Raw genomic sequence first — 21,045 nt, 5'->3', positions numbered from 1 at the left:
GCTTTTATAGCGCAGAATTAGAGATAGTTAAAGGGGCAAGGAAATAAGAATGAAAGGGTATTACGGGGATTGTTTGGGGATAGAGAAGGGGGATGTGGAATAGTGTCTACATTTTTCAAAAGCTTAAATAAGGATAAAGTACTGTGGTTCATGGTATTACCAGGGACAATATGGTTCCTAATCTTTTGTTACTTACCGATGTTCGGAACCATTATTGCCTTTAAGGATTTCAAGATTCATCGGGATGGATTCTTTGCAAGCGTTTTAAATAGTAAGTGGGTTGGCCTTGAAAACTTCAACTTTTTGTTCTCGACGGAGGACGCCTATATTATTACAAGAAATACGATACTGTATAACGTGGCGTTGATCTCTCTCGGTTTAGTTCTTGCGGTGGGCATTGCGATCACCTTGAACGAACTTGTGAACAAACGGATGGCCAAAGTTTATCAAACGGCGATGTTTATGCCGTACTTCCTTTCATGGGTTATTATTAGTTTCTTTACATTCAGCTTCCTAAGTGTAGATAAAGGGATCTTGAATCAAGTGATTGTGTACTTCGGAGGCGATCCAGTTTCCTGGTATGGGGATACTCGCTTTTGGCCATATATCCTAATTTTCATGGGAATTTGGAAATCAATCGGGTATTCGAGTGTTGTTTACTTAGCAGCTATAGCGGGTATCGACAAGTCCTACTATGAAGCGGCGATGATTGATGGGGCCAGCAAATGGCAGCAAATTAAGTTTATTACACTTCCTTTGCTTAAACCTTTAATGGTAACGCTAACTATTCTAGCGATTGGTGGTATTTTTAGATCAGACTTCGGTTTATTCTATCAAATTCCACGGGATTCCGGTGTCCTATACTCCGTAACGAATGTAATCGATACTTATATTTATCGAAGCATGAGCACGACAGGGAACCTAGGGATGAGTACAGCAGCCGGTTTATATCAATCGATCGTTGGATTTATCATGGTGATTGTAACGAATTCTATTGTGAAAAAGATCAGCAAAGAAAATGCGATATTCTAGAAAGGAGTCATTGACGTTATGGAATTAATCAAACGTAAGAAAAAAGAAGTCGACAACAACGCCATTACTCCTTTTTGGAATGTGGTACTCAATTTTATAGTTGGAATATTCGCTTTTACTTGTGTGTTTCCGTTCTTGTTTGTCATTGCAATTTCTTTTACAGATGAGAAAGTACTCGCATTAAATGGATTTAGCTTAATTCCAGAAAAATTTAGTTTGGCGGCATATGAGTTTATTTTTAAAACAGGTGATCAGTTACTTCGTTCCTTTGGAGTTACCTTGCTAGTTACTGTACTAGGTACACTCATTAGTTTATTTCTAATTACAACTTACGCCTATGTTCTTTCTCGAAGATCATTTCGCTATCGTAATTTTTTCAGCTTCTTCGCCTTCTTCACGATGTTATTCTCAGGCGGAATGGTTCCAAACTATATTGTGGCTACGCAGTTTTTACATTTGTACAACACGATTTGGGCTTTGATATTGCCAATTGCGATGAATGCATTCTTTATTCTAGTCATGCGGACCTTCTTCCAGACAACCGTACCTGATGCACTCATTGAGGCTGCGAAAATTGACGGTTCAGGGGAGTTTCGGACGTTCCTGCAAATCGTACTTCCGATTTCTTTGCCGGGGATTGCAACGATTGGCTTGTTCTGTACGCTGGGCTATTGGAATGATTGGTTTAATGCACTGCTCTATATTGATGATGCGAGTCTTGTACCGCTCCAAGCGATGCTGATGCGAATTCAGAATAATATGGAGTTTGTTATCCAGAACAGCATGCAGATGGGATCGAGCTTTGAGATTGCTGCGACCTTGCCGACAGAAACCGTTCGTATGGCGATGGTTGTACTGGCGACCTTGCCTATAGCACTAGCTTATCCGTTCTTCCAAAAGTATTTCGTAAAAGGCTTAACCGTCGGCTCTTTAAAAGAGTAACGCTACTAAGATGTATTTAATCGGATCGCTAATTTAGGAAACGATATAAATAAAGATTTACTAATCTAAAGGGGGAAAATAGAAATGAAAGCGAAGAAAAGTTTAACGCTCGCTCTTGTAGGTACAATGCTTTTGTCTGGCCTTCTTGCTGGATGTGGTTCGAATAATAATACAAATGCTGCTAAAGAAACAAACAATTCAGCGGCAGCAGGGAATACAGCAGGGAATACATCGGAATTAAAGCCCTATGAATTGAAGATGTATTTAATTGGTGGACCTCAAAAGGATTTGGATCTTGTATTGAAAGAAGTTAACAAATATACAAAAGAAAAAATTAATGCCACGTTGAACATCACGATGTTCGATTGGGGCGATTACGATAAGAAGATGCAAGTTATTACGGCTTCTGGTGAGCCTTATGATATTGCCTTTACATCTTCTTGGACGAATGATTTCCGTCGTAATGCAGCTAACGGTACTTTCTTGGGACTAAATGACCTGCTAGATAAGTATGGAAAAGAAACCAAAGAAGTCTTGGACCCACGTTTCTTAGAAGGAACTAAGATTAAAGGTGAGATCTATGGTGTTCCTGTAAATAAGGAGCTTGGTCAGCAATGGGTATGGCGCTTCAATAAGAAATATGTTGATAAATATAAAATGGATATTTCCAATATTCGTACATTGGATGATCTAGAGCCTCTACTTAAAACCATTAAAGAGAACGAGCCTGCTGATATTACACCACTAGCTGTTCCTAAAGGCTTTAAACCATTTATGCCGTTTGACTATGTTCTAGGTGATGAACTACCAATTGGGGTTTATATGGATTCCACAGATGGCAAGGTTGTTAATATTCTGGAGACACCTGAACTTGCAACATCGTTAGATACGATGCGTAGACTTTACACAGCAGGTTACTTACGCCCAGACGTTGCAACACTTGAAGGTATTGATAACATTAAGACAGGTAAATGGTTTGCCGATCGCGAAATTACACAGCCTTATGCAGAAAAAGGTTGGTCTCGTTCAGCGGGTTATGAAATTGTAACTTCGCCTATGCATGAGCCTTATGTGTATACACAGTCCGCCGCAGGTTCGATGCACGCTATTTCCGTAACCTCAGGTGATCCTGAACGCGCAATGATGTTCTTGAATCTTTTGAATACAGATAAATACTTACGCAATTTGCTCAATTATGGTATCGAAGGCACTCATTATAAGAAAATTTCCGAGAATGTCATTGAAGATCTGCCAGCTATGCAAGACAGCTATGCAATGCCAGGATTCACGCTTGGAAATATGTTACTGACTTATCTGCATGCTGATGACCCTGCTGATAAATGGGATGCGTTCAAGAAGTTTAATGATTCGTCAAAAGAAGCCCCTACCTTCGGTTTTGCATTTGATCCTACACCTGTAAAAACAGAAGTAGCAGCCATCAACAACGTAACTAAAGAATTTATGCCAGCTCTATACACAGGTTCTGTTGATCCTAAAACATATCTGCCAAAAGCAACCAAGAAATTTAAAGAAGCTGGACTGGAAAAAGTCATTGCAGAAGTTCAAAAGCAGCTTGATGAGTGGAACCAGACAAAGAAATAAGATTTAAACGTATTACGCCTATGATTAATCACTAAAAGATTGCACAAATAGGATTAGTGGAAACGGGCAGCTAAGCTGCCCGTTTCTCTATATATACTCATTTTTATCAAGAGGAGTGGAAATATGGAACAATTCAGACTGCCAACCATCTCAATGCCGAAGCTTCCGCTTCCACAAGCGATTCAGGAAGTATTGGACGAAGCAGAGGAGAAGTTAGCTCATCGGCCTAAACTGTTGCAGCTCTTCAAGAACTGCTTTCCGAATACACTTGAGACAACGACTAAGCTCTTGGATGATGGAACAACATTCATCATTACTGGAGATATCCCAGCTTCGTGGCTGAGAGACTCTGTGGAGCAGGTTATGCACTACGTGCCATTTGCTAAGAACGATCCGGATCTTCAACGTATCATTGGCGGTCTAATAAAACGTCATATAGAGTATATTCATATCGATCCGTACGCCAATGCATTTAATGAAACAGCGAATGATTGGCATTGGAGCACTAGCGATATTACAGAAATGTCCCCATGGGTGTGGGAGCGTAAATTTGAGATCGACTCTCTCTGTTTTTCCATGCGTCTGGCCTATGCCTATTGGAAAGAAACGGGTAAGGCTGATATATTCGACGCCGGATTTAAAGCAGCAATGGTCAAAATATATAACTTGTTCAGAACGGAACAACGCCATGCTGAATTATCTCCTTACCGCTTTACGCGTAATAACGGAATTCCTGAAGATACGCTGCGTAACAACGGTCTTGGTATGCCAGTGAATTATACGGGGATGGTCTGGTCCGGATTCCGTTCGAGCGATGATGCTTGCGACTTCCATTACAATATCCCGGGGAATATGTTCGCCGTTGTTGCATTACGTCATATGCAGGAATTCGCAGAATGGGTATTCCGTGATCTTGAATTTCTGAAAGAGCTTAAAGCATTAGAAGCGGACATTGATCATGGAATCAAGCTGTATGGTATTTATCGTCATCCGAAATTCGGTCCAATCTATGCTTACGAGACTGACGGTTATGGCAACTACTGCTTGATGGATGATGCGGGAACACCAGGACTTATGTCGATACCTTATTTGGGCTATGTCACAGCAGATGATGAGATTTACCAGAATACGAGACGATTTGCACTGAGCAAGGAGAATCCTTTTTATTTTGAAGGAACAGCAGCGAAAGGGATCGGCAGCCCGCATACTCCGAAAGACTACATCTGGCATATGGCGTTGTCCATGCAAGGCTTGACGGCTCAATCTAAGGAAGAAAAGCTGGAGATGCTAGCGATGCTAGAGGCAACGGATGCGGATACTGGCTTTATGCATGAAGGATTTCATGTCGATGACCCGAATATATTTACCAGAAAATGGTTCACTTGGTCTAATAGTCTGTTCTCCCAACTCGTGTATAAATCGATGAAGGATGGACTTCTATGAGCAGGCCCGTAATCATATTCTATGATTCGGATTTTCCAATTTCTAATCCGGTTCCAAGCGATGCGATTAACTCCATGCGTGAGTTCGGATCTATTGTCAACGAGAATCAGCTTGCAGGAGCGCTTAGCGAAACAGAAGGCGGATGTTTCATCAATCTGCATGCACCCTATTTTCCGAAATCCGCATGGGTAGCCATTCTTGAATATTTGCAAAGAGGTGGCGGGCTGATCAGCATTGGGGGTGCCCCCTTTAAACAACCTGTTCGATGGGAAGCTGGGCAATGGCATGTGGAAGCGGAACAAACCTCTTATCATCAAGAGCTGTATATTCATGAGGCACTACGTGTTGAATGTTCTCGCAACCAATCCTTGCTTGCATCGGATGTCATTCCTTTGCTTAAGGGGCAAGAAGCTCTCTTTCTAGCGAGTGCAAATACATGGAACCTTGTGCCACATACGACGAAGACGAGTGATTTGCCACATCAAATGGGATCGGCAGGTCCAATGAGCACAAGGATTTACCCGCTTTTGAAAGGAATTACGCAAGAAGGTCGAGAAACTGCTGCTCCAGTAGTTCTTTGGGAGAATACGATTGGTTTATTTGCAGGTTCACGCTGGCTGTTCGTAAATACGGCTGCAACGTCTTCTTTATGGAAGGATAAAGGGCTGTCTGCGATATCTAAGTGGGCTAGATTCTGCAGCAAAGGTGTAACGGAAATGTGGGTTAAACCGAATTACGCGTCATATGAGTCAGGAGAACGTGCTTCCCTAACGCTTCAGATCCAGCAGCTTGAACGGGCAAAGACTTCTATGAGAAATGAAGATACATGGAAGTTTACAATTCATGTAGAGCATGAAACAGATTCGTCCTTGCACTGGTCTCAGAGTTTGGAGATGGAGGCAAATGGTGAACTTAACATTGTTCGTCTGCCCATTCCTATTGAAATTAGGAGTGGTTTGTACCAGATAGTCTGCGCAGCAGAAGCCAGTGATGGTGAAGTTCGCATGCTGCACCAAGGATTCTGGGGCCATGCTCCTGAACTGCTGCCTGCAGGCGAACCAGTTACGAGCGGAAGAGATTATTTCATAAAAGATGGGCGTCCGCTACCAGTTGTTGGTATGACTTATATGGCGAGTGATGTGGCACGTAAATTTCTATTTTTGCCGAACGTTGGGGTATGGGATCGCGATATGAGTCAGATGCGGAAGGCTGGGATTAACTGGATTCGCACAGGGATCTGGACAGCTTATCGCAATGTGATGCAAGATGATGGTCATGTCTCAGAAGAGGTGCTGCGGGCGATTGATGCCTTTATCATGACGGCGAAGAAGTATGGTCTTCAGGTGACGTTTACGTTCTTCTCCTTCACCCCGGAAACGTGGGGAGGGGTGAATCCTTATCTGGACCCACAAAGTGTAGAAGCTCAGAAGCGTTTCATTCGTTCTATTGTTTCTCGTCATAAAAAATCTTCAAATGTAGACTGGGATCTGATTAATGAGCCGTCGATGTTTGATCAGGCACGTATTTTCTCGGATGGTCCGAGTTCATGTCATGATCGCTTTGAGCAACAAGCTTTCGTAGAATGGCTTCAACATAGACATGGTGTAATCGAAGTGTTGCAGGAACGCTGGAATATGACACCCGCACAGCTTCCGAACTTTGCATCGGCAGGGCTACCAGAAGTGAAAGAGATTAACTTCGATGTACAGGATATGCACAGTGCTAAGAGAGGGACACGTTGGCTTGATTATTGCTTGTTCTCTATGGATATGCATAACCGCTGGGTGAAGCAGTTATCCGACACCATTAAGGAACAATGTCCAGATCAGATGGTTACGGTTGGTCAGGATGAAGGGCTAGGTGCGCAGCGTCCTTCGCCGTTCTTCTATGAGGAGGCTGTAGATTACACCACTGTACATTCCTGGTGGTTTAATGACTATCTGGTGTGGGATGGCATCTTTGCCAAGACACCTAATAAGCCAAACTTAATTCAGGAGACTGGCGTCATGTATGTAGAAACTCCTGATGGACGAGCCAAACGTTCGGAGCAAGAGCTACGGAATCTGCTCGAACGCAAATATGCTTATGCGTTTGGAACTGCTGGTGCAGGGGCCATACACTGGATTTGGAATACGAATTTCTATATGGATAATGCAAATGAGTCCCATATCGGAGCACTGCGAGCGGATGGAACTGAGAAGCCGGAGGCGGACGTCTCTTATGATTTTGGAAAGTTTATAGAAGGTATCCGAGATGTGTTTGATGATCGGAAGCTGGAAGAGATTGCTGTAGTGTTTCCTTATTCGAATGATTTCTCTAACCGAAAGCTAGCTTTTGCAGCAACAACAGAGCTTACCCGTATTCTTTCGTATGATCTAAAGCTGCCTTTCAGAGGGGCTTCTGAATACCACCTAGAAGATTTGGAGAAACATCCTGTGAAGCTTATTATGCTGCCTAGCGCACATAACTTTGATGATACAGCGATGGAGCGGTTGTTACAAATCGTTGAAGAGACAGGTGCGGTATTACTTGCAACTGGCCCACTCGGTATGGATGCTTATTGGCGTTCTACAGAGCGTTTGAACGATATTCTTGGCAAACGTGAATTGCGTAATGTGCGCCGTGAAGAAGTGCTTAGCCTTCAAGGCAAAGTGCTACCCGTCTCTTTCGGTCACCGCCGAATTGCTGAGGTGACGAAGGAAACGATGATTAACGAATCTGCCGAATGCGGAAGTTCTACCACAGATACTGTCGTGAATATTCCGCTGGGTAAGGGTCGACTCATATGGAGTCCACTGCCAGTTGAATTGAGTGACCGAAGTGATACTACAGCTGCACTGTACCGCTATGCGTCGAAGGCTGCTCGTGTGGAGTATGACCTGGAATGGATTAGCGGGGGTGACTTTGTGGGTATCTACGGACGGAAATTGAGCTTTGCTACAGGAGCGCTCTTCACCTTCGTGTCAGAATATGCCCAGGATGCGAAGATCGAGGTGAAGGATTCGGCCACTGGCCGGACATATGCATTCCTGTTGGAACAGGAACGTTCGGTCCTCTTCGCTACAGATACTAAAGGTGATCTGCTTGGCGTTTATCGCCCAGAGGAAGTTGAGATCCTTGTAAATTATCCACAGCTACTACATTAAGCATCATAATAGAAAGAACGTATTTCAAATAAGGAGGTCTTTACTAATGGAAAGCTTAGATCGATCAAATAAACCTCAGACTGCTCATATTATTTCCCATACCCACTGGGACCGGGAATGGTATCTTCCATATGAAAAGCATCACGTGCGCCTTGTTAAACTAGTCGATGAATTGCTGGATCGATTGGATGAGAATGGTGAATTTAAGAGCTTTTATCTTGACGGACAGACGATTATTCTGGAAGATTACCTCCAAGTTCGTCCCGAGAATCAGGAGCGTCTACAAAAGTATATTACGGAAGGTCGCCTTCTGATCGGACCTTGGTATATTCTGCAAGATGCTTTCTTAACCAGTGGAGAGGCAAATGTACGTAATATGCAGATTGGCCATCAGGATTCGAAACGCTACGGGGAACCTTCCAAGATTGGTTATTTTCCGGACACCTTTGGTCTAGTTGGACAGACCCCACAATTAATGAAGCAATCAGGCATCAATAATGCCTTTTTTGGAAGAGGAGTGAAGCCGACTGGATTCAATAATACGGTATCAGACGGTGGTTATGAATCTTCTTTCTCCGAGCTGATTTGGGAAGGTCCAGATGGATCGAAAGTGCTCGGTATTCTATTTGCTAACTGGTATTCTAACGGGAACGAAGTGCCTGTAAATGAAGCTGAAGCTAAATTGTTCTGGGAGAAAAAGGTGGCAGATGCGCGGAAATTCGCCTCTACTGGTGAACTGCTATTCATGAACGGTTGCGATCATCAGCCAGTCCAACTAGATTTACCAGAGGCTATTGAAACTGCGAAGCGGCTGTATCCAGATATGGAGTTTATCCATTCGAATTTTCCCGATTACCTTAAGGCTGTAGAGGATGTAATGGATCGCAGCAACCTATCGACCGTAAAGGGCGAACTGCGGAGCCAGCACACCGACGGATGGGGGACCTTAGTGAATACCGCGTCTGCTCGTGTTTATTTGAAACAGATGAATCAGGAAGGGCAAGTCTTGCTTGAAAAGGTGGCCGAGCCGCTTGCATCGTTCGCGCAATTACTGGGCAAAGATTATCCCCATCATCTGTTCACCTATGCTTGGAAGACGTTAATGCAGAATCATCCTCACGACAGTATTTGTGGCTGTAGCGTGGATGAGGTACATCGCGAAATGGTAACCCGTTTTGATAAAAGCCGTCATGTGGCAGAGACGATTGTTGATGATAGTAAGCGTGTGATTGCAGACGCTGTGGATACGTCCGGTTTTGCAGCATATGGTGAAGAAGTGCTTCCGCTTGTAGCTATGAATATGACGGGGTGGAGCCGCACGGGGACGGTGAGCATAGAACTTGATGCAGCACGTCTATATTTGCGAGATGGGTTCTCTTTAGAAGAAACGGCTAACCGTATGAAGGATATAGATTTGAACGGTCGTGTACTAGTAGACGAGCAAGGGAATACCATTGCATGCCAGATGGAGGACCTGGGCCTTCAGTTTGGCTATGATTTACCAGACGATAAGTTCCGTCAGCCCTATATGTGTCGTCGAGTAAGACTTACCTTTGAAGCTGCACAAGTTCCAGCGCTGGGTCTTCGTGCTTATGCTTGGGTTCGCCGTGCAGACGCTGAATTATCTACAGCTCCTGAATCTTTGCTTCAAGGGGATCGGGTGCTGGAGAATGAGGCCATCAAGGTAGTGATCCAGGATAATGGTTCATTTACGCTCAGTGATAAAGCCAATGGCATGACCTACCGGGATCTTGGCGTGTATGAAAACACAGGTGACATCGGTAATGAATACATGTATAAACAGCCAGAGGCTGAACAAGCTTTGACGACCGAAGGACTACAGGCAAACATTTCTGTTCTGGAAGATACGCCATATCGAGCATCCGTGGAAATTAAGCATGACTGGGAGATTCCAGCCTCGGCTGATGATAAGCTGGACGAAGAGCAGCGTGCACTGGTGTACTATCCGGAGCGTAAAGCGCAGCGCAGTAGTGACACAGTTATTCTGAAACTTCGCACCGTAATTAGCTTGGAGCGAGGTGGAAAGGGACTGCATATCGAAACGATGATAGACAACCAGGCTAAAGATCACCGGATTCGTGCGTTGTTTCCGACAGATTTGAACGCCACCACGCATCAAGTGGATTCGATGTTTGAGGTGGCAGAGCGGAATATTGAGCCAGCCACAGAGTGGATGAATCCGAGTAACACACAGCATCAGCAGGCCTTTGTAGATATCAGTAATGAGAAAGCGGGTCTAACAGTTGCTAACTTTGGATTGAATGAATATGAAGTGCTGCGGGATGGTCGTAACACCATTGCAATTACACTGCTACGTAGTGTAGGCGAGCTTGGAGACTGGGGGCTATTCCCAACCCCAGAAGCGCAGTGTCTCGGTGAGCACGTTGTACGTATGGAGCTCATCCCACACACAGGAGATGGTATGACCTCAGGTGCTTTTGCTGAAGCTTATCAATTCCAGATTCCTTGGGTCGTATGTCAGACAGAAGTACATGCTGGAACGGTTGCTCCGGTGTATACTCCATTCGAATGGGAAAGTAAGGAGCTTGCATTTTCTTCACTGAAAATGAACGAGCAGACGGGAGACATGCTGCTTCGCTGGTATAACATGAGCCAGCAGAACACTAACCTGACTTTCAATTCGACGATTCCGCAGCAGTACTTCTATAAAACGACGATTCTGGAAGAGGATAGCCAACCACTCTCTAGCGAAGAGCAAGGTAGTTTGGCCTTAGAGATCAGTCCATGCGAAATTGTAACAGTTGGTATTCGGCGATAGTTGGTCAAGTAATATAAAGGTGAACATGGCAAAACAGACTTAAAGTACCGTATTATTAATCAGTATGCGTATAAAGACGATAGTAAGCCTCGGCATCTCGCCTTGGAAGCTATCGTCTTTTTTTACGTATATATAAGGGGCAATCAGGGGTATTAGCAACACGTTATAGCTCAAAAATCTGATGGTTGACAAATCAGTAGCTATAGCATGCGAATAAACCTGCAAAAGTACATTTTTTATTGATACGAGGATGGCTAAACGATTATTTCCTGCAAAAATGCAGTTATTCTTGCTCCAGAAGAGGTCTACGAGTCAAAAGTGAGGATTTACCTGTACATTTGCAGTTATTGGACTTAATGAAGAGGATATATGTAAAAAAAGCTGATCATTTGCAGGCTTTCTATAGTCCAGCGAAAAGTATGGATGAATAAGAGGGAATAACTTTATCATGGTGGGATGTGAGACGAGGGATCAAGGAAGTTTGAAAAAAAGATTGCCAAATATAACTATTAAAATTATTATTAGTTTGTATAGAAAACTTGGTTTTGTATAATGTTCAGAGGAGGTGATCACATGGACAAAAAATATTGGGTACCTGCTTTGGAAAAAGCAGATGGGATACTACGCCTTGTATCAGAGGAACCCTATAAGCATCGATTAATTGATCTTTCCAATCTGCTTAGTATCCATAAGAGCTCTATGTATTCCATTTTACAGACTATGGAAGTACTTGATTGGGTGAATAGAGATATTAACGATACTTATGCCATCGGCTCCGCGACGGGAAGGTGGGGGGATTCTTACTTGCAAGGTCAGGATTTAATCTCGTCATTTCACCGCGAAGCGACCGCCACAAGAGACCGTCTGCAGGAGACGATTCAGTTGGCCAGACTTGAAGGCAATGAAGTGCTGTATCTGGCTAAGGAGGAAGCGCCGACTATGGTCAGGCTAGCATCCGGTCCCGGTATGAAGTTCCCTGCTCATGTGACTGCGCTCGGGAAATTGCTGCTGTCGTTCGTTGAGGATAAGGAGCTGGACTCATTATATCCGATTCAAGAGTTAACGAGCGCTACAGAGTATTCATTGAAAACAAAGGCAGATCTGGTGAAGCAACTACGAATCATTCGTGATGAGGGAATTGCCTTCGATGAGCAGGAAGTTATCGTTGGGTTCAGCTGTGTTTCAGCCCCGATCCTATCTAAATCAGGTGAGGCTATAGCAGCAGTGAGCTGTACTATGCAGCAGCATATCTGGGAGAAAAAGAAGGATGTTGCGGAGGCTGAAATTCGTCAATTGGCGAGTCGGTTATCCCTATACCAAGGAGGCAATCATTCATGAGATTAGCCAATAAAGTCATCTTAATTACGGGCTCGGGTTCAGGGATCGGTAGAAGCACGGCATTGCTGTTTGCTCGTGAAGGTGCAACTGTAATTGTGAACGATCTGGATGAAGCAAAAGGTATAGCGACTTTGAAGGATATTCATGCAGATGGAGGAATAGGCCATTTCATCCATGCAGATGTGACCGATGTTAAGTCTGTACAACAGATGGTAGAGCAAATTATCGAAAAATATGGTCATATTGATGTGCTTTTTAATAATGCGGGAATTAGCGGGGTAGGCGCTTTGCATGAAGTTGAACCGGATGCATGGGATCGGGTTATTCAGGTCAACATTCGGGGTGTATATTTACCTTCTAAATTTGTGCTTCCGCATATGATGAAACGCAAATCTGGCAACATCATTAATATGTCCTCTTGCGTCGCAGAAATCGGGTTAGCGAGAAGAGCTTCTTATTCAGCTACCAAAGGAGCGATATTGGCCCTGACGAAATCCATGCAAGTAGATTACGCAGCCTACAATATTCGAGTAAATGCTCTTTTACCTGGTACAATCCTAACACCATTTGTTGAAAATTACTTAAAAACCTCCTACGATAATCCGGAAACTGCAATTGCGGCACTTAAGAAACGTCAGCTGAGTGAAGAGTTAGGCTTACCTGAGGATGTTGCACTAGCCGCATTATTCCTTGCTTCTGATGAATCGAAATTTATGATGGGTTCTCCTCTCTATATTGATGGAGGCGCTACTTTCGGGAAAAATGCCTAAACAGCAGAAAACGATATAAGGAAGGGGAATTCATAATGAAGTTATTGACATTCGTTAACAATGGCGATTACCAATTGGGGGTCGTAACTGAAAAAGGGATACTGGATGTTGTAAGCGCTTTAAAGGTTTTGCCTACACAGAATGGGGGTTCCGTACCGACAACGGTTCACCAAGTGATAGAGGGTGGTGAGGCAGGGGTTGCGAGGCTGGATCAATTCACAGTTCAAGCATTAGCTATGGCAGGAGAGGACTGTTCATACCTTTTAGATGAAGCGAAGTTGACGCTTGGTCCATGCGTGACTCACCCGAATAAAATCATCTGTGTCGGTCTTAACTATCGCAAGCATGCGGAAGAAACGAAAGCAGCGATCCCTGAGTATCCGATTTTGTTCAATAAGTTCAATAATACGTTGACAGGACATGGCGATGATATTCCTCTTCCCAAAGTGACGAAGAAAGTAGATTACGAAGCGGAACTTGTTATCGTTATTGGCAAAACAGCTAAGTACGTCACGAAAGAGAACGCACTCAGCCACGTATTTGGTTACTGCAACGTGAATGATTTGTCTGCACGGGACTTACAGTTAAGAACTCAACAATGGCTGTTAGGTAAGTCATGTGATAAATTCTCCCCACTTGGGCCTTATCTTGTTTCAGCGAATGAAATCGGAAACCCGAATGATTTGGATATTAAATGTACAGTCAACGGAGAGATCCGTCAGCATTCTAATACGTCAGACATGATTTTCCGTTGTGACGAAATCGTAAGCTATATTTCGCAACATATGACACTTGTGCCTGGAGACATCATTCTGACTGGAACACCTGAAGGTGTCGTCCTCGGTTATCCGGTAGATCAGCAGGTTTACCTGAAGGATGGAGACATCGTCACAATTGAGATTGAGAAGCTGGGTAAGCTGACGAATCGGCTCGTTAAGGAAGACTGAGAATGTACTCAATTTGTGTGAGGTGAAGACATGAGAATTGATGCACATCAGCATTATTGGCAATTAAGTCGAAACGATTACGGATGGCTTACACCAGAGGTTCCAACACTATATCGAGATTTTATGCCTGCTGACCTGACAGAATCATTAATACGACATGGAATCGCGAAAACAATTGTAGTTCAAGCAGCGGCGACTGTTGAAGAAACGGAATTTCTTCTAGGTCTATGCCAGACGTATGATTCAATAGCTGGTGTAGTAGGGTGGTTAGATTTTGATCAGGATAATTTCGTGGAAACCTTTGAACTTTTGCGTAAAAATCCATATTTTATAGGCGTTCGTTTAATGCTACAGAGCATTGATGCGGCGGAATATTTGCAACGTCCTCTAGTTATTCATCATTTAAAATGGTTAGAGACTCTGAGATTTCCTGTCGATTTATTGATTCATGCTGCACAATTCCCTGCCGTATTGAAATTGCTCGAGTTTGTGCCAAATTTACATGCGGTCATTGACCATATAGGTAAGCCACAAATTTCTCAGCAAGAAATTTCCCCTTGGCAAGAGTGGGTTACGGAGGTCGCTCAATATCCGCAGATGTATTGCAAACTATCTGGCATGGTTACCGAAGCAAATATGTCCGACTGGGTAGAATCTGATTTTAACTTTTATATCAAACATGTTACACATGCATTTGGTTTGAATCGTGTCATGTTTGGCAGCGACTGGCCAGTTTGTCTACTTGCAGCAAGCTATGATCAAGCAGTAGGTATTTTGTTAAACAATTTACCTGAAGCGCTTACAGAGCAAGAAATAGACGATATTTTTGGCAATAACGCGATTCGTTTTTATCAATTGGAGACACATTTTATGAATACTGGAGTGTAGCCTATGCAATTACAAGGGAAAGTCGTTATTGTCACAGGCGGTGGATCCGGGATTGGTGAAGCGACTGCCAAATTGTTTGCCAGCGAGGGTGCTAAAGTTATCATTGCGGACTGGAATGATGCTGAAGCAAAGCGAGTAGTCGAGGAAATCCAATCAGTTCATTGTGGAGATCCTAATGCTTATGCTGTGAAAACGGATGTTTCATCGGAGATAGAAGTTAAACAATTGGTAGAGCTAGTATTAAATAAGTTTGGAAAGATTGACATTCTATTCAATAATGCTGCTGTGGTATTGCCAAAATATTTGGAGGACATCTCTGAAACAGAATGGACGCGTACCTTGGATATCAATTTGAAGAGTGTCTATTTGATGATTAAATTCTGCATTCCTTCTATTAGAGAAAACCGTGGCTGCATTGTGAACATGGCTTCATTAAGCGGATTGGTAGGGCAAAAGCAAAATCCAGTGTACTCTGCTTCAAAAGGTGCAATTATAGCCATGACTAAAGCACTGGCATTAGATTATGCGAGCGATGGTGTTCGTATCAATTGCATATGTCCAGCAGGTGTAATGACACCTTTATTAGAAGAGTGGATCGGTCAACAGCCCAATCCAGCAACTACAGTACAAGATTTGATCGATATGCATCCATTGGGAAGATGTGCCTCAACGGAAGAGATTGCAAGAGCAGTGTTGTATTTAGCGAGTGATTTATCTGGATTTGTTACGGGAATAGCACTCCCTGTTGATGGTGGAGCAGCCTTAGGCTATTAATGTGTTATTGGAAAGGGAGAGACGTAATGACTCGATATGGAAGTGTTATTCATATCAAGGATGAGAAGCTAGAAGAATACAAAGCGTTACATGCATCTGTATGGCCCGAAGTGTTGGATAGATTAAGGAAGTGCAACATTAGGAACTATTCCATTTTTTATAGAGACGGCTATTTGTTCAGTTATTTTGAATATACAGGGGATGACTATACGGCTGATATGGCCATCATGGCTGCAGATCCTCGTACACAAGAATGGTGGAGCTTAACAGATCCTTGTCAGTATCCAGTGAAGTCTGCATTAGAGGGTGAATGGTGGGCGAGTATGGAAGAGGTTTTCCATATGGATTGAGTAATCATTTCAATTAAAGCTAGGGAGATGAAAAATATGAAAATTACAAAAGTAGAAAGTTTCGTCTTACACGTACCTATTACACCACCAATTACGGATGCTATTAATGTTGCTACACATTGGGGACTTGCGGGCGTTCGGATTTTTACAGATGAGGGTTTTGTGGGGTATGGATATACAGGAACCTGTGCACATGGTGATGATATGATCGTTGATACGATTGATCGTTATTACGCTCCTATATTAATTGGCAAAGATCCGTTTATGGTTAAAGAGATTTGGGATGAGCTGCGTTTTGGAAAAATGCATTGGATTGGTAGAGCGGGAGTTACTCATATGGCGTTGGCCGCAGTAGATATTGCACTTTGGGATATTATGTCGAAGGCTTCCAATAAACCGCTGTGGCAGTATCTTGGCGGACATAAATCGAAACAAATAAAAGCTTATAATACAAACGGCGGCTGGTTGAACTGGTCCAAAGAACGTTTGATCAAGGACGTTAGTGAAATTGTCGAGCAGGGCTTTACTGGAGTTAAAATTAAAGTGGGTAAAGCAGATTCTCATGAGGATTATGATCGTTGTAAAGCTGTTCGTAAGGCGATAGGAGATCAAACCATTTTCATGATCGATGTGAACCAACAGTGGAATATCAATACAGCGATGACATGGGGGAAGAAGTTAGAGGAGTTTGATCTGTTCTGGTTAGAGGAACCCTTAAATCCAGATGATATCATGGGGCATAAGAAGCTGGCTGATGCATTGAATGTACCTATTGCATTAGGTGAACATGTCTATACGAAATATGCTTTTCGGGATTACATCCATCAAGGGGCGCTTGAATATTGCCAAGTAGATGTAACGCGTGTTGGTGGGATTACAGAGTGGCAACAGGTAGCGGGGTTAGCTGCTTCATACGATATTCCGATTTGCCCGCATGTTGGAGATATGGGGCAAATTCATCAGCATTTGGTGGCATCAACACCAGGTGCGATCATGCTGGAATACATTCCTTGGATCCGTCATATTTTTGTGGAGCCGGCTACTGTAGTCAATGGGCACTACATTCTACCTCAAATGCCGGGTGCATCGACTGAGATTATACCAACGTTGTTTGATCAGTATCGCGTGAGATAATGAAGTGATGCTTCACAGAAAGAAGAGGCCCATGCGAGCGATCACATGGGCCTCTTTATATTAGTGAACCTTCTGTATCCGAATAACCTTGCTTTGATAATCGCCTTTTAAAAGAAGCTTTAACCCCACGCTCATCAGCGCTTGTCCGCTAATCAGTCTTTCCATGCCGTCGACCTGGTACAAGCTATCCTTCCGCAATCCCTTCAGCCGCAGTCTCGGAAGTTCATTCATGAAGTTTAGCGAGTGCAAGAAGGTGAAAACAACAGCTTCTTCTTGCGCTTCGTCTACGTACATGACTGATGTCAGCGGACCCTCGCTTGGCGATTTCAACCGATATTGCTCTCCGTCTTGTACGATATACCGGATTTCTTTGTAGAGTTGGATGAGTTCCCGCGCCTCTACTAATTCTTCCGTGTTCCATTTCCGCAAATCGTCGCCGATACCGAGATTACCCATCATTGCGCTATGGAAACGGTAGGTCAACGAAAGCTTGCGGCCGCTGATCCAGTTCACTTCATCGGTGACCCATGATTCCATGATTTTAGCAGTATATGCGAAGGAGAAGCCTTCTTGAATTTTCAGCCGGTCGAAGGCATCGGTATTGTCACTCGTCCAGACTTGGTCGAAGTAACGCAGAATGCCTAAGTCGACCCGTCCACCGCCGCCAGAGCAAGATTGGAGAATAACTTCAGGGTGTGCCTGTTTGAGCTTCCGGGCGATTTCGTACACACCTTCGGTATGCCTGAACCAAATTTCTTTCTGCTCTTCTCGCGGCGCCGACGGGTAACCCGGCTCGCTGAAATTACGGTTCATATCCCATTTAACGAAGCGAATATTATTTTCTGTCAATAGAAGATCAATGCAATCGAAAAGATAATTTCGAACATTCGCTCTAGCTAGATTGAGAATAAGCTGGTTACGAATACGTGTGCCGTCCCGGGTCTGGAAGTGGTAAACCCAGTCTGGATGCGCTCTGTACAGATCGCTGTCGGGATTAACCATTTCCGGTTCGATCCACAATCCGAAGTCCATGCCCAATTCATTTACGTTCTTAATCAGTCCCTGAAGGCCATTCGGGAACTTATCGTGGTTAACGATCCAATCGCCAAGGCCGGCACGGTCGGAATTCCGTGCGCCGAACCACCCGTCATCCATAACGAACAGCTCGACGCCAGTGGAAGCGGCAATTTCCGCCAGTTTGATCTGTTGCTCCTCTTTTACTTCGAACGAAGTGGCTTCCCAGGAGTTATAGAGCACCTTCCGGGGCTTTGAACGATGCTCGGCCGGAAGAACGACTTCCCGTTGATAACGATGGAGATTACGGCTAGCGGAGCCGAACCCTCCGCTAGTGAATCCGATGACGAATCCGGGAGTTGCAAATATTTCTCCAGCTTTTAAATTCCACGCGAAATCGAAATCGTTGACACCGGCGCTGATTTTGGTTATACCCAACCTATCTCTCTCTATTGCGATTTTCCAGTTACCGCTGAAAGCGAGCGTCCCAAAATAAACGTCTCCACAGTCTTCTTGCGCAATTCCGCCTGGGTCTAACAGGAAGAAAGGATTGTAAAAGTGGCTTGTCGTTCCCCGTCTGCTTTCTAACACTAGCTTTCCATCCGGAAGAGGAGTCCTGTTGAGTTGTGTTTCCCCGGCCCATTTGCCCGTTAAATACGTGAGACGGTATTCTTCGTCGCGCGGCATATAGAGAGATCCTGAGAGGACTTGCTCCAATACTATGGATTCGTTACCAGAGTTCAGAATTTCGCTTCGCATTTCTATTAAATCGTATTTCGGGAAAATTTGATAATGGAGAACGACATCAAGAGAATAGTAGGCATCCTTCAGGCGGAGTGATAGAAGGCAATCGGATAACTCATCATCGACGAAGGTCAGCTTTACGTCTCTGACACCATCCGCGAAGGTGGCCTTTAAGCAGGGCTCATTGAAGAGGGCTTTGCCCCAGCCCATATACGTCTCTTGATATAATTCGCTGCCGACTGTGTACGGATATTCGGCGACGAGCTCTGGATCTGGGTAGTCTGACAAGTAGGGGAGCTTCTCCCCGAAATAGGTCTGCACGACCATGCCTGAAGGGCTTAGTCCTAATACGTACGCTGAACGTTCCCCTTCAAGCACCCATAATCGTCGTTCTGAATCGTGTTTAATCATGACTATACTCCTTATCCCTTTAATGATCCTGAGACCATGCCGGAAATGATATATTTTTGACCAAACATATAGAGTACCAAGACTGGAAATACGGTAAGCACGATAATGGTAAAGATCATGTTCCATTGATTGAAATGCATACCAAAATATTCATATATCGAGTTGATCATCCCTAATTTATTCTGACGATTCAAGAGATAAAGTGGAGTAACAAAGTCGTTCCACGCCCCAAGAAAATTTAGAATAAACCCTGTGATCGTAACCGGAGTGAGCAAAGGAAATACCACCTTGAAGAAGAGCCGTCCTAGTCCGCAGCCGTCTATGATTGCCGCTTCATCCAGTTCTCGGGGTACGCTACTGATAAAACCGTAAAAAAGAAAGACTGCGAATGGTATACCCAGGGTCGCAAAGATGAGAATGATACCGGAAAAAGTATTTTGCAGGTGAAGCATCTGTAAAGCCTTGATGGTGGTTACATAATTAAGCGGAGCAACTAATCCAATGAAAAAGTAGTTATAAATAATTTTGTTCCATTTGTCCCTGTTACGTACGAGAACAAATGCGGCCATCGCTGTGACGAGAATGCTTATAGCTGCGGATACGGAGGACATCAGCATACTGTTGAAGAAGGAACGGATTAGATTTCCTCCAGCGAAGGCCTCACTGTAATTAGCCCATTGCAGTTTGCTCGGCCAGTGGAAGTCGATGGACATCGCTTCTTGCGTCGTCTTCAGTGAATTAGAGATGATTAAATACAAAGGGAACAATATTGAAAATCCTAGAATCCAAGTGAAAGACTCTTTTAGGATAAGCCAAATTGGTTTTTGTCTCATGAAGAAGCCTCCTCGCCCGAAGACACAAGCTTGATCAGGTATGCGACGATGAGTGTAAACACGAATGCGACCATGCTAAGGGCATTGGACATGCCGTACCTTCCCATGGAAAACTCTTTATAGACCTGTGTATTAATTACCTCTGTCAGATCACCAGGACCTCCGTTGGTCAAGGCGTAGATAATTTCAAATACGCGAAGACCGTGAATAATATTAAGGATCGTCGCGATCATTAGCGTTGGCATGAGGAACGGGATGGTAATGGTCTGGAACTGTTTCCAACCGCTAGCCCCGTCCAAGGCTGAAGCTTCATAGTAGGATTTCGGAATCGTCTGGAGTCCGGCGAGCAGAATAACCATATTCCATCCGACCATCCGCCATACCTCAACGCCCATCGTGGAGCCAAGTGCGACGTTTTTCTCTGTTAGCCAGCTATGTGCAAGCTGTTCCAGTCCAATAGATCTTAGAATTATATTCAGTGGTCCATCCGGCCCCAAAATAGAGACAAACAGGATACCAATAATGAGCGGTGACAACGTGTACGGCAGAAAAAATATAGTTCTTAATGCCTTTTTCGTTTTTAATCCTTCATTCAGCAGAAGAGCTAATCCTAAACCAATAATTACTTTGAAAATGACGGTGTAAAACGTGAAAGAGAGCGTATGGTAAATGCTTTTCAGATAAGAACCCGATGAAAAGAAAATTTCTCTATAATTGTCCAGCCCGATAAAAGAAATGTCTGGTCTCGTGACCGACCAGTTCGTGAACGAATAGTACAGTCCTCCTAGTACCGGTAAGATGAATAGAATCGTATAGAGTAAAAAGGCTGGAAGCACGAAGAGGCGGCTGTATAGCTTATTATTTTGCATACGATTAT

Annotated in this window: 16 protein-coding genes; 13 read left to right on the top strand and 3 right to left on the bottom strand. The window is 43.9% G+C overall.

Translation table 11 applies throughout. The annotated features are described in order from the left end of the window. Positions 1–102: 102 nt before the first annotated feature. The 13 genes from NSS67_RS22565 to NSS67_RS22505 all read left to right on the top strand — a co-directional run bounded on the left by NSS67_RS22565 (position 103) and on the right by NSS67_RS22505 (position 17,166). Entirely contained in the window at positions 103–1,032 is a 930-nt protein-coding gene (locus NSS67_RS22565; RefSeq protein WP_339315848.1) for an ABC transporter permease subunit, read from the top strand. Between the two features lie 18 nt (positions 1,033–1,050). Beyond that, complete coding sequence (locus tag NSS67_RS22560; protein ID WP_339315847.1) at positions 1,051–1,974, top strand: carbohydrate ABC transporter permease; 924 nt, start codon at positions 1,051–1,053, stop codon at positions 1,972–1,974. An 84-nt stretch (positions 1,975–2,058) separates the two neighbouring features. Beyond that, positions 2,059–3,576, top strand: coding sequence for an ABC transporter substrate-binding protein (locus tag NSS67_RS22555; RefSeq protein WP_339315846.1), 1,518 nt, complete (start codon positions 2,059–2,061; stop codon positions 3,574–3,576). A 123-nt stretch (positions 3,577–3,699) separates the two neighbouring features. Continuing rightward, positions 3,700–5,019 carry a glycoside hydrolase family 125 protein gene (locus NSS67_RS22550; RefSeq protein WP_339315845.1) on the top strand — a complete coding sequence of 440 codons (1,320 nt, stop codon included), beginning with the start codon at positions 3,700–3,702 and terminating at the stop codon, positions 5,017–5,019. Beyond that, complete coding sequence (locus NSS67_RS22545; protein ID WP_339315844.1) at positions 5,016–8,165, top strand: beta-galactosidase; 3,150 nt, start codon at positions 5,016–5,018, stop codon at positions 8,163–8,165. The genes NSS67_RS22550 and NSS67_RS22545 overlap by 4 nt, the downstream gene beginning before the upstream one ends. A gap of 46 nt (positions 8,166–8,211) precedes the next feature. Further along, positions 8,212–10,965 carry an alpha-mannosidase gene (locus NSS67_RS22540; protein WP_339315843.1) on the top strand — a complete coding sequence of 918 codons (2,754 nt, stop codon included), beginning with the start codon at positions 8,212–8,214 and terminating at the stop codon, positions 10,963–10,965. Between the two features lie 573 nt (positions 10,966–11,538). After that, a complete protein-coding gene (locus NSS67_RS22535) occupies positions 11,539–12,303 on the top strand; it encodes an IclR family transcriptional regulator (protein WP_339315842.1) in 765 nt (254 codons plus the stop codon). Beyond that, positions 12,300–13,073: an SDR family oxidoreductase gene (locus NSS67_RS22530; RefSeq protein WP_339315840.1), complete on the top strand. Its 774-nt coding sequence runs from the start codon at positions 12,300–12,302 to the stop codon at positions 13,071–13,073. Before NSS67_RS22535 ends, NSS67_RS22530 begins: the two co-directional genes overlap by 4 nt. A gap of 35 nt (positions 13,074–13,108) precedes the next feature. After that, positions 13,109–14,020, top strand: a complete 912-nt coding sequence (locus tag NSS67_RS22525) for a fumarylacetoacetate hydrolase family protein (RefSeq protein WP_339315839.1) — start codon at positions 13,109–13,111, stop codon at positions 14,018–14,020. 30 nt (positions 14,021–14,050) lie between these two features. Next, a complete protein-coding gene (locus NSS67_RS22520; protein WP_339315838.1) occupies positions 14,051–14,908 on the top strand; it encodes an amidohydrolase family protein in 858 nt (285 codons plus the stop codon). Positions 14,909–14,911: 3 nt separating this feature from the next. After that, positions 14,912–15,682 (top strand): SDR family oxidoreductase, encoded by a 771-nt coding sequence (locus NSS67_RS22515; RefSeq protein ID WP_339315837.1) that lies wholly within the window; start codon positions 14,912–14,914, stop codon positions 15,680–15,682. A 26-nt stretch (positions 15,683–15,708) separates the two neighbouring features. Continuing rightward, positions 15,709–16,032 (top strand): L-rhamnose mutarotase, encoded by a 324-nt coding sequence (locus tag NSS67_RS22510; RefSeq protein WP_339315835.1) that lies wholly within the window; start codon positions 15,709–15,711, stop codon positions 16,030–16,032. A 36-nt stretch (positions 16,033–16,068) separates the two neighbouring features. Continuing rightward, entirely contained in the window at positions 16,069–17,166 is a 1,098-nt protein-coding gene (locus NSS67_RS22505; RefSeq protein WP_339315833.1) for a mandelate racemase/muconate lactonizing enzyme family protein, read from the top strand. A 60-nt stretch (positions 17,167–17,226) separates the two neighbouring features. Here NSS67_RS22505 and NSS67_RS22500 read toward each other — a convergent pair whose 3' ends face one another. From NSS67_RS22500 to NSS67_RS22490, 3 genes are read right to left on the bottom strand one after another with little or no spacing between them, the layout of a single operon-like run. After that, the gene (locus NSS67_RS22500) at positions 17,227–19,335 is read right to left on the bottom strand and encodes an alpha-galactosidase (RefSeq protein WP_339315831.1); all 2,109 of its coding nucleotides are present in this window, start codon (positions 19,333–19,335) and stop codon (positions 17,227–17,229) included. An 11-nt stretch (positions 19,336–19,346) separates the two neighbouring features. Beyond that, the gene (locus tag NSS67_RS22495; protein ID WP_339315830.1) at positions 19,347–20,168 is read right to left on the bottom strand and encodes a carbohydrate ABC transporter permease; all 822 of its coding nucleotides are present in this window, start codon (positions 20,166–20,168) and stop codon (positions 19,347–19,349) included. Further along, complete coding sequence (locus NSS67_RS22490) at positions 20,165–21,037, bottom strand: sugar ABC transporter permease (RefSeq protein WP_339315829.1); 873 nt, start codon at positions 21,035–21,037, stop codon at positions 20,165–20,167. The genes NSS67_RS22495 and NSS67_RS22490 overlap by 4 nt, the downstream gene beginning before the upstream one ends. Positions 21,038–21,045: the final 8 nt, after the last annotated feature.

Source organism: Paenibacillus sp. FSL R10-2734 (genome assembly GCF_037963865.1).
GTDB lineage: Bacteria > Bacillota > Bacilli > Paenibacillales > Paenibacillaceae > Paenibacillus_AQ.
The sequence above is the reverse complement of the archived record's forward strand: the minus strand, read 5'-3'. Positions and strand labels throughout refer to the sequence as shown.

Excerpts from the sequence above, each read along its gene's own strand:
- NSS67_RS22560 (WP_339315847.1), top strand. The coding sequence starts at position 1,051 with ATGGAATTAATCAAACGTAAGAAAAAAGAAGTCGACAACAACGCCATT.
- NSS67_RS22545 (WP_339315844.1), top strand. The coding sequence starts at position 5,016 with ATGAGCAGGCCCGTAATCATATTCTATGATTCGGATTTTCCAATTTCT.
- NSS67_RS22525 (WP_339315839.1), top strand. The coding sequence starts at position 13,109 with ATGAAGTTATTGACATTCGTTAACAATGGCGATTACCAATTGGGGGTC.
- NSS67_RS22520 (WP_339315838.1), top strand. The coding sequence starts at position 14,051 with ATGAGAATTGATGCACATCAGCATTATTGGCAATTAAGTCGAAACGAT.
- NSS67_RS22510 (WP_339315835.1), top strand. The coding sequence starts at position 15,709 with ATGACTCGATATGGAAGTGTTATTCATATCAAGGATGAGAAGCTAGAA.
- NSS67_RS22550 (WP_339315845.1), top strand. The coding sequence starts at position 3,700 with ATGGAACAATTCAGACTGCCAACCATCTCAATGCCGAAGCTTCCGCTT.
- NSS67_RS22555 (WP_339315846.1), top strand. The coding sequence starts at position 2,059 with ATGAAAGCGAAGAAAAGTTTAACGCTCGCTCTTGTAGGTACAATGCTT.
- NSS67_RS22495 (WP_339315830.1), bottom strand. The coding sequence starts at position 20,168 with ATGAGACAAAAACCAATTTGGCTTATCCTAAAAGAGTCTTTCACTTGG.
- NSS67_RS22490 (WP_339315829.1), bottom strand. The coding sequence starts at position 21,037 with ATGCAAAATAATAAGCTATACAGCCGCCTCTTCGTGCTTCCAGCCTTT.
- NSS67_RS22530 (WP_339315840.1), top strand. The coding sequence starts at position 12,300 with ATGAGATTAGCCAATAAAGTCATCTTAATTACGGGCTCGGGTTCAGGG.
- NSS67_RS22515 (WP_339315837.1), top strand. The coding sequence starts at position 14,912 with ATGCAATTACAAGGGAAAGTCGTTATTGTCACAGGCGGTGGATCCGGG.
- NSS67_RS22505 (WP_339315833.1), top strand. The coding sequence starts at position 16,069 with ATGAAAATTACAAAAGTAGAAAGTTTCGTCTTACACGTACCTATTACA.
- NSS67_RS22540 (WP_339315843.1), top strand. The coding sequence starts at position 8,212 with ATGGAAAGCTTAGATCGATCAAATAAACCTCAGACTGCTCATATTATT.
- NSS67_RS22500 (WP_339315831.1), bottom strand. The coding sequence starts at position 19,335 with ATGATTAAACACGATTCAGAACGACGATTATGGGTGCTTGAAGGGGAA.
- NSS67_RS22535 (WP_339315842.1), top strand. The coding sequence starts at position 11,539 with ATGGACAAAAAATATTGGGTACCTGCTTTGGAAAAAGCAGATGGGATA.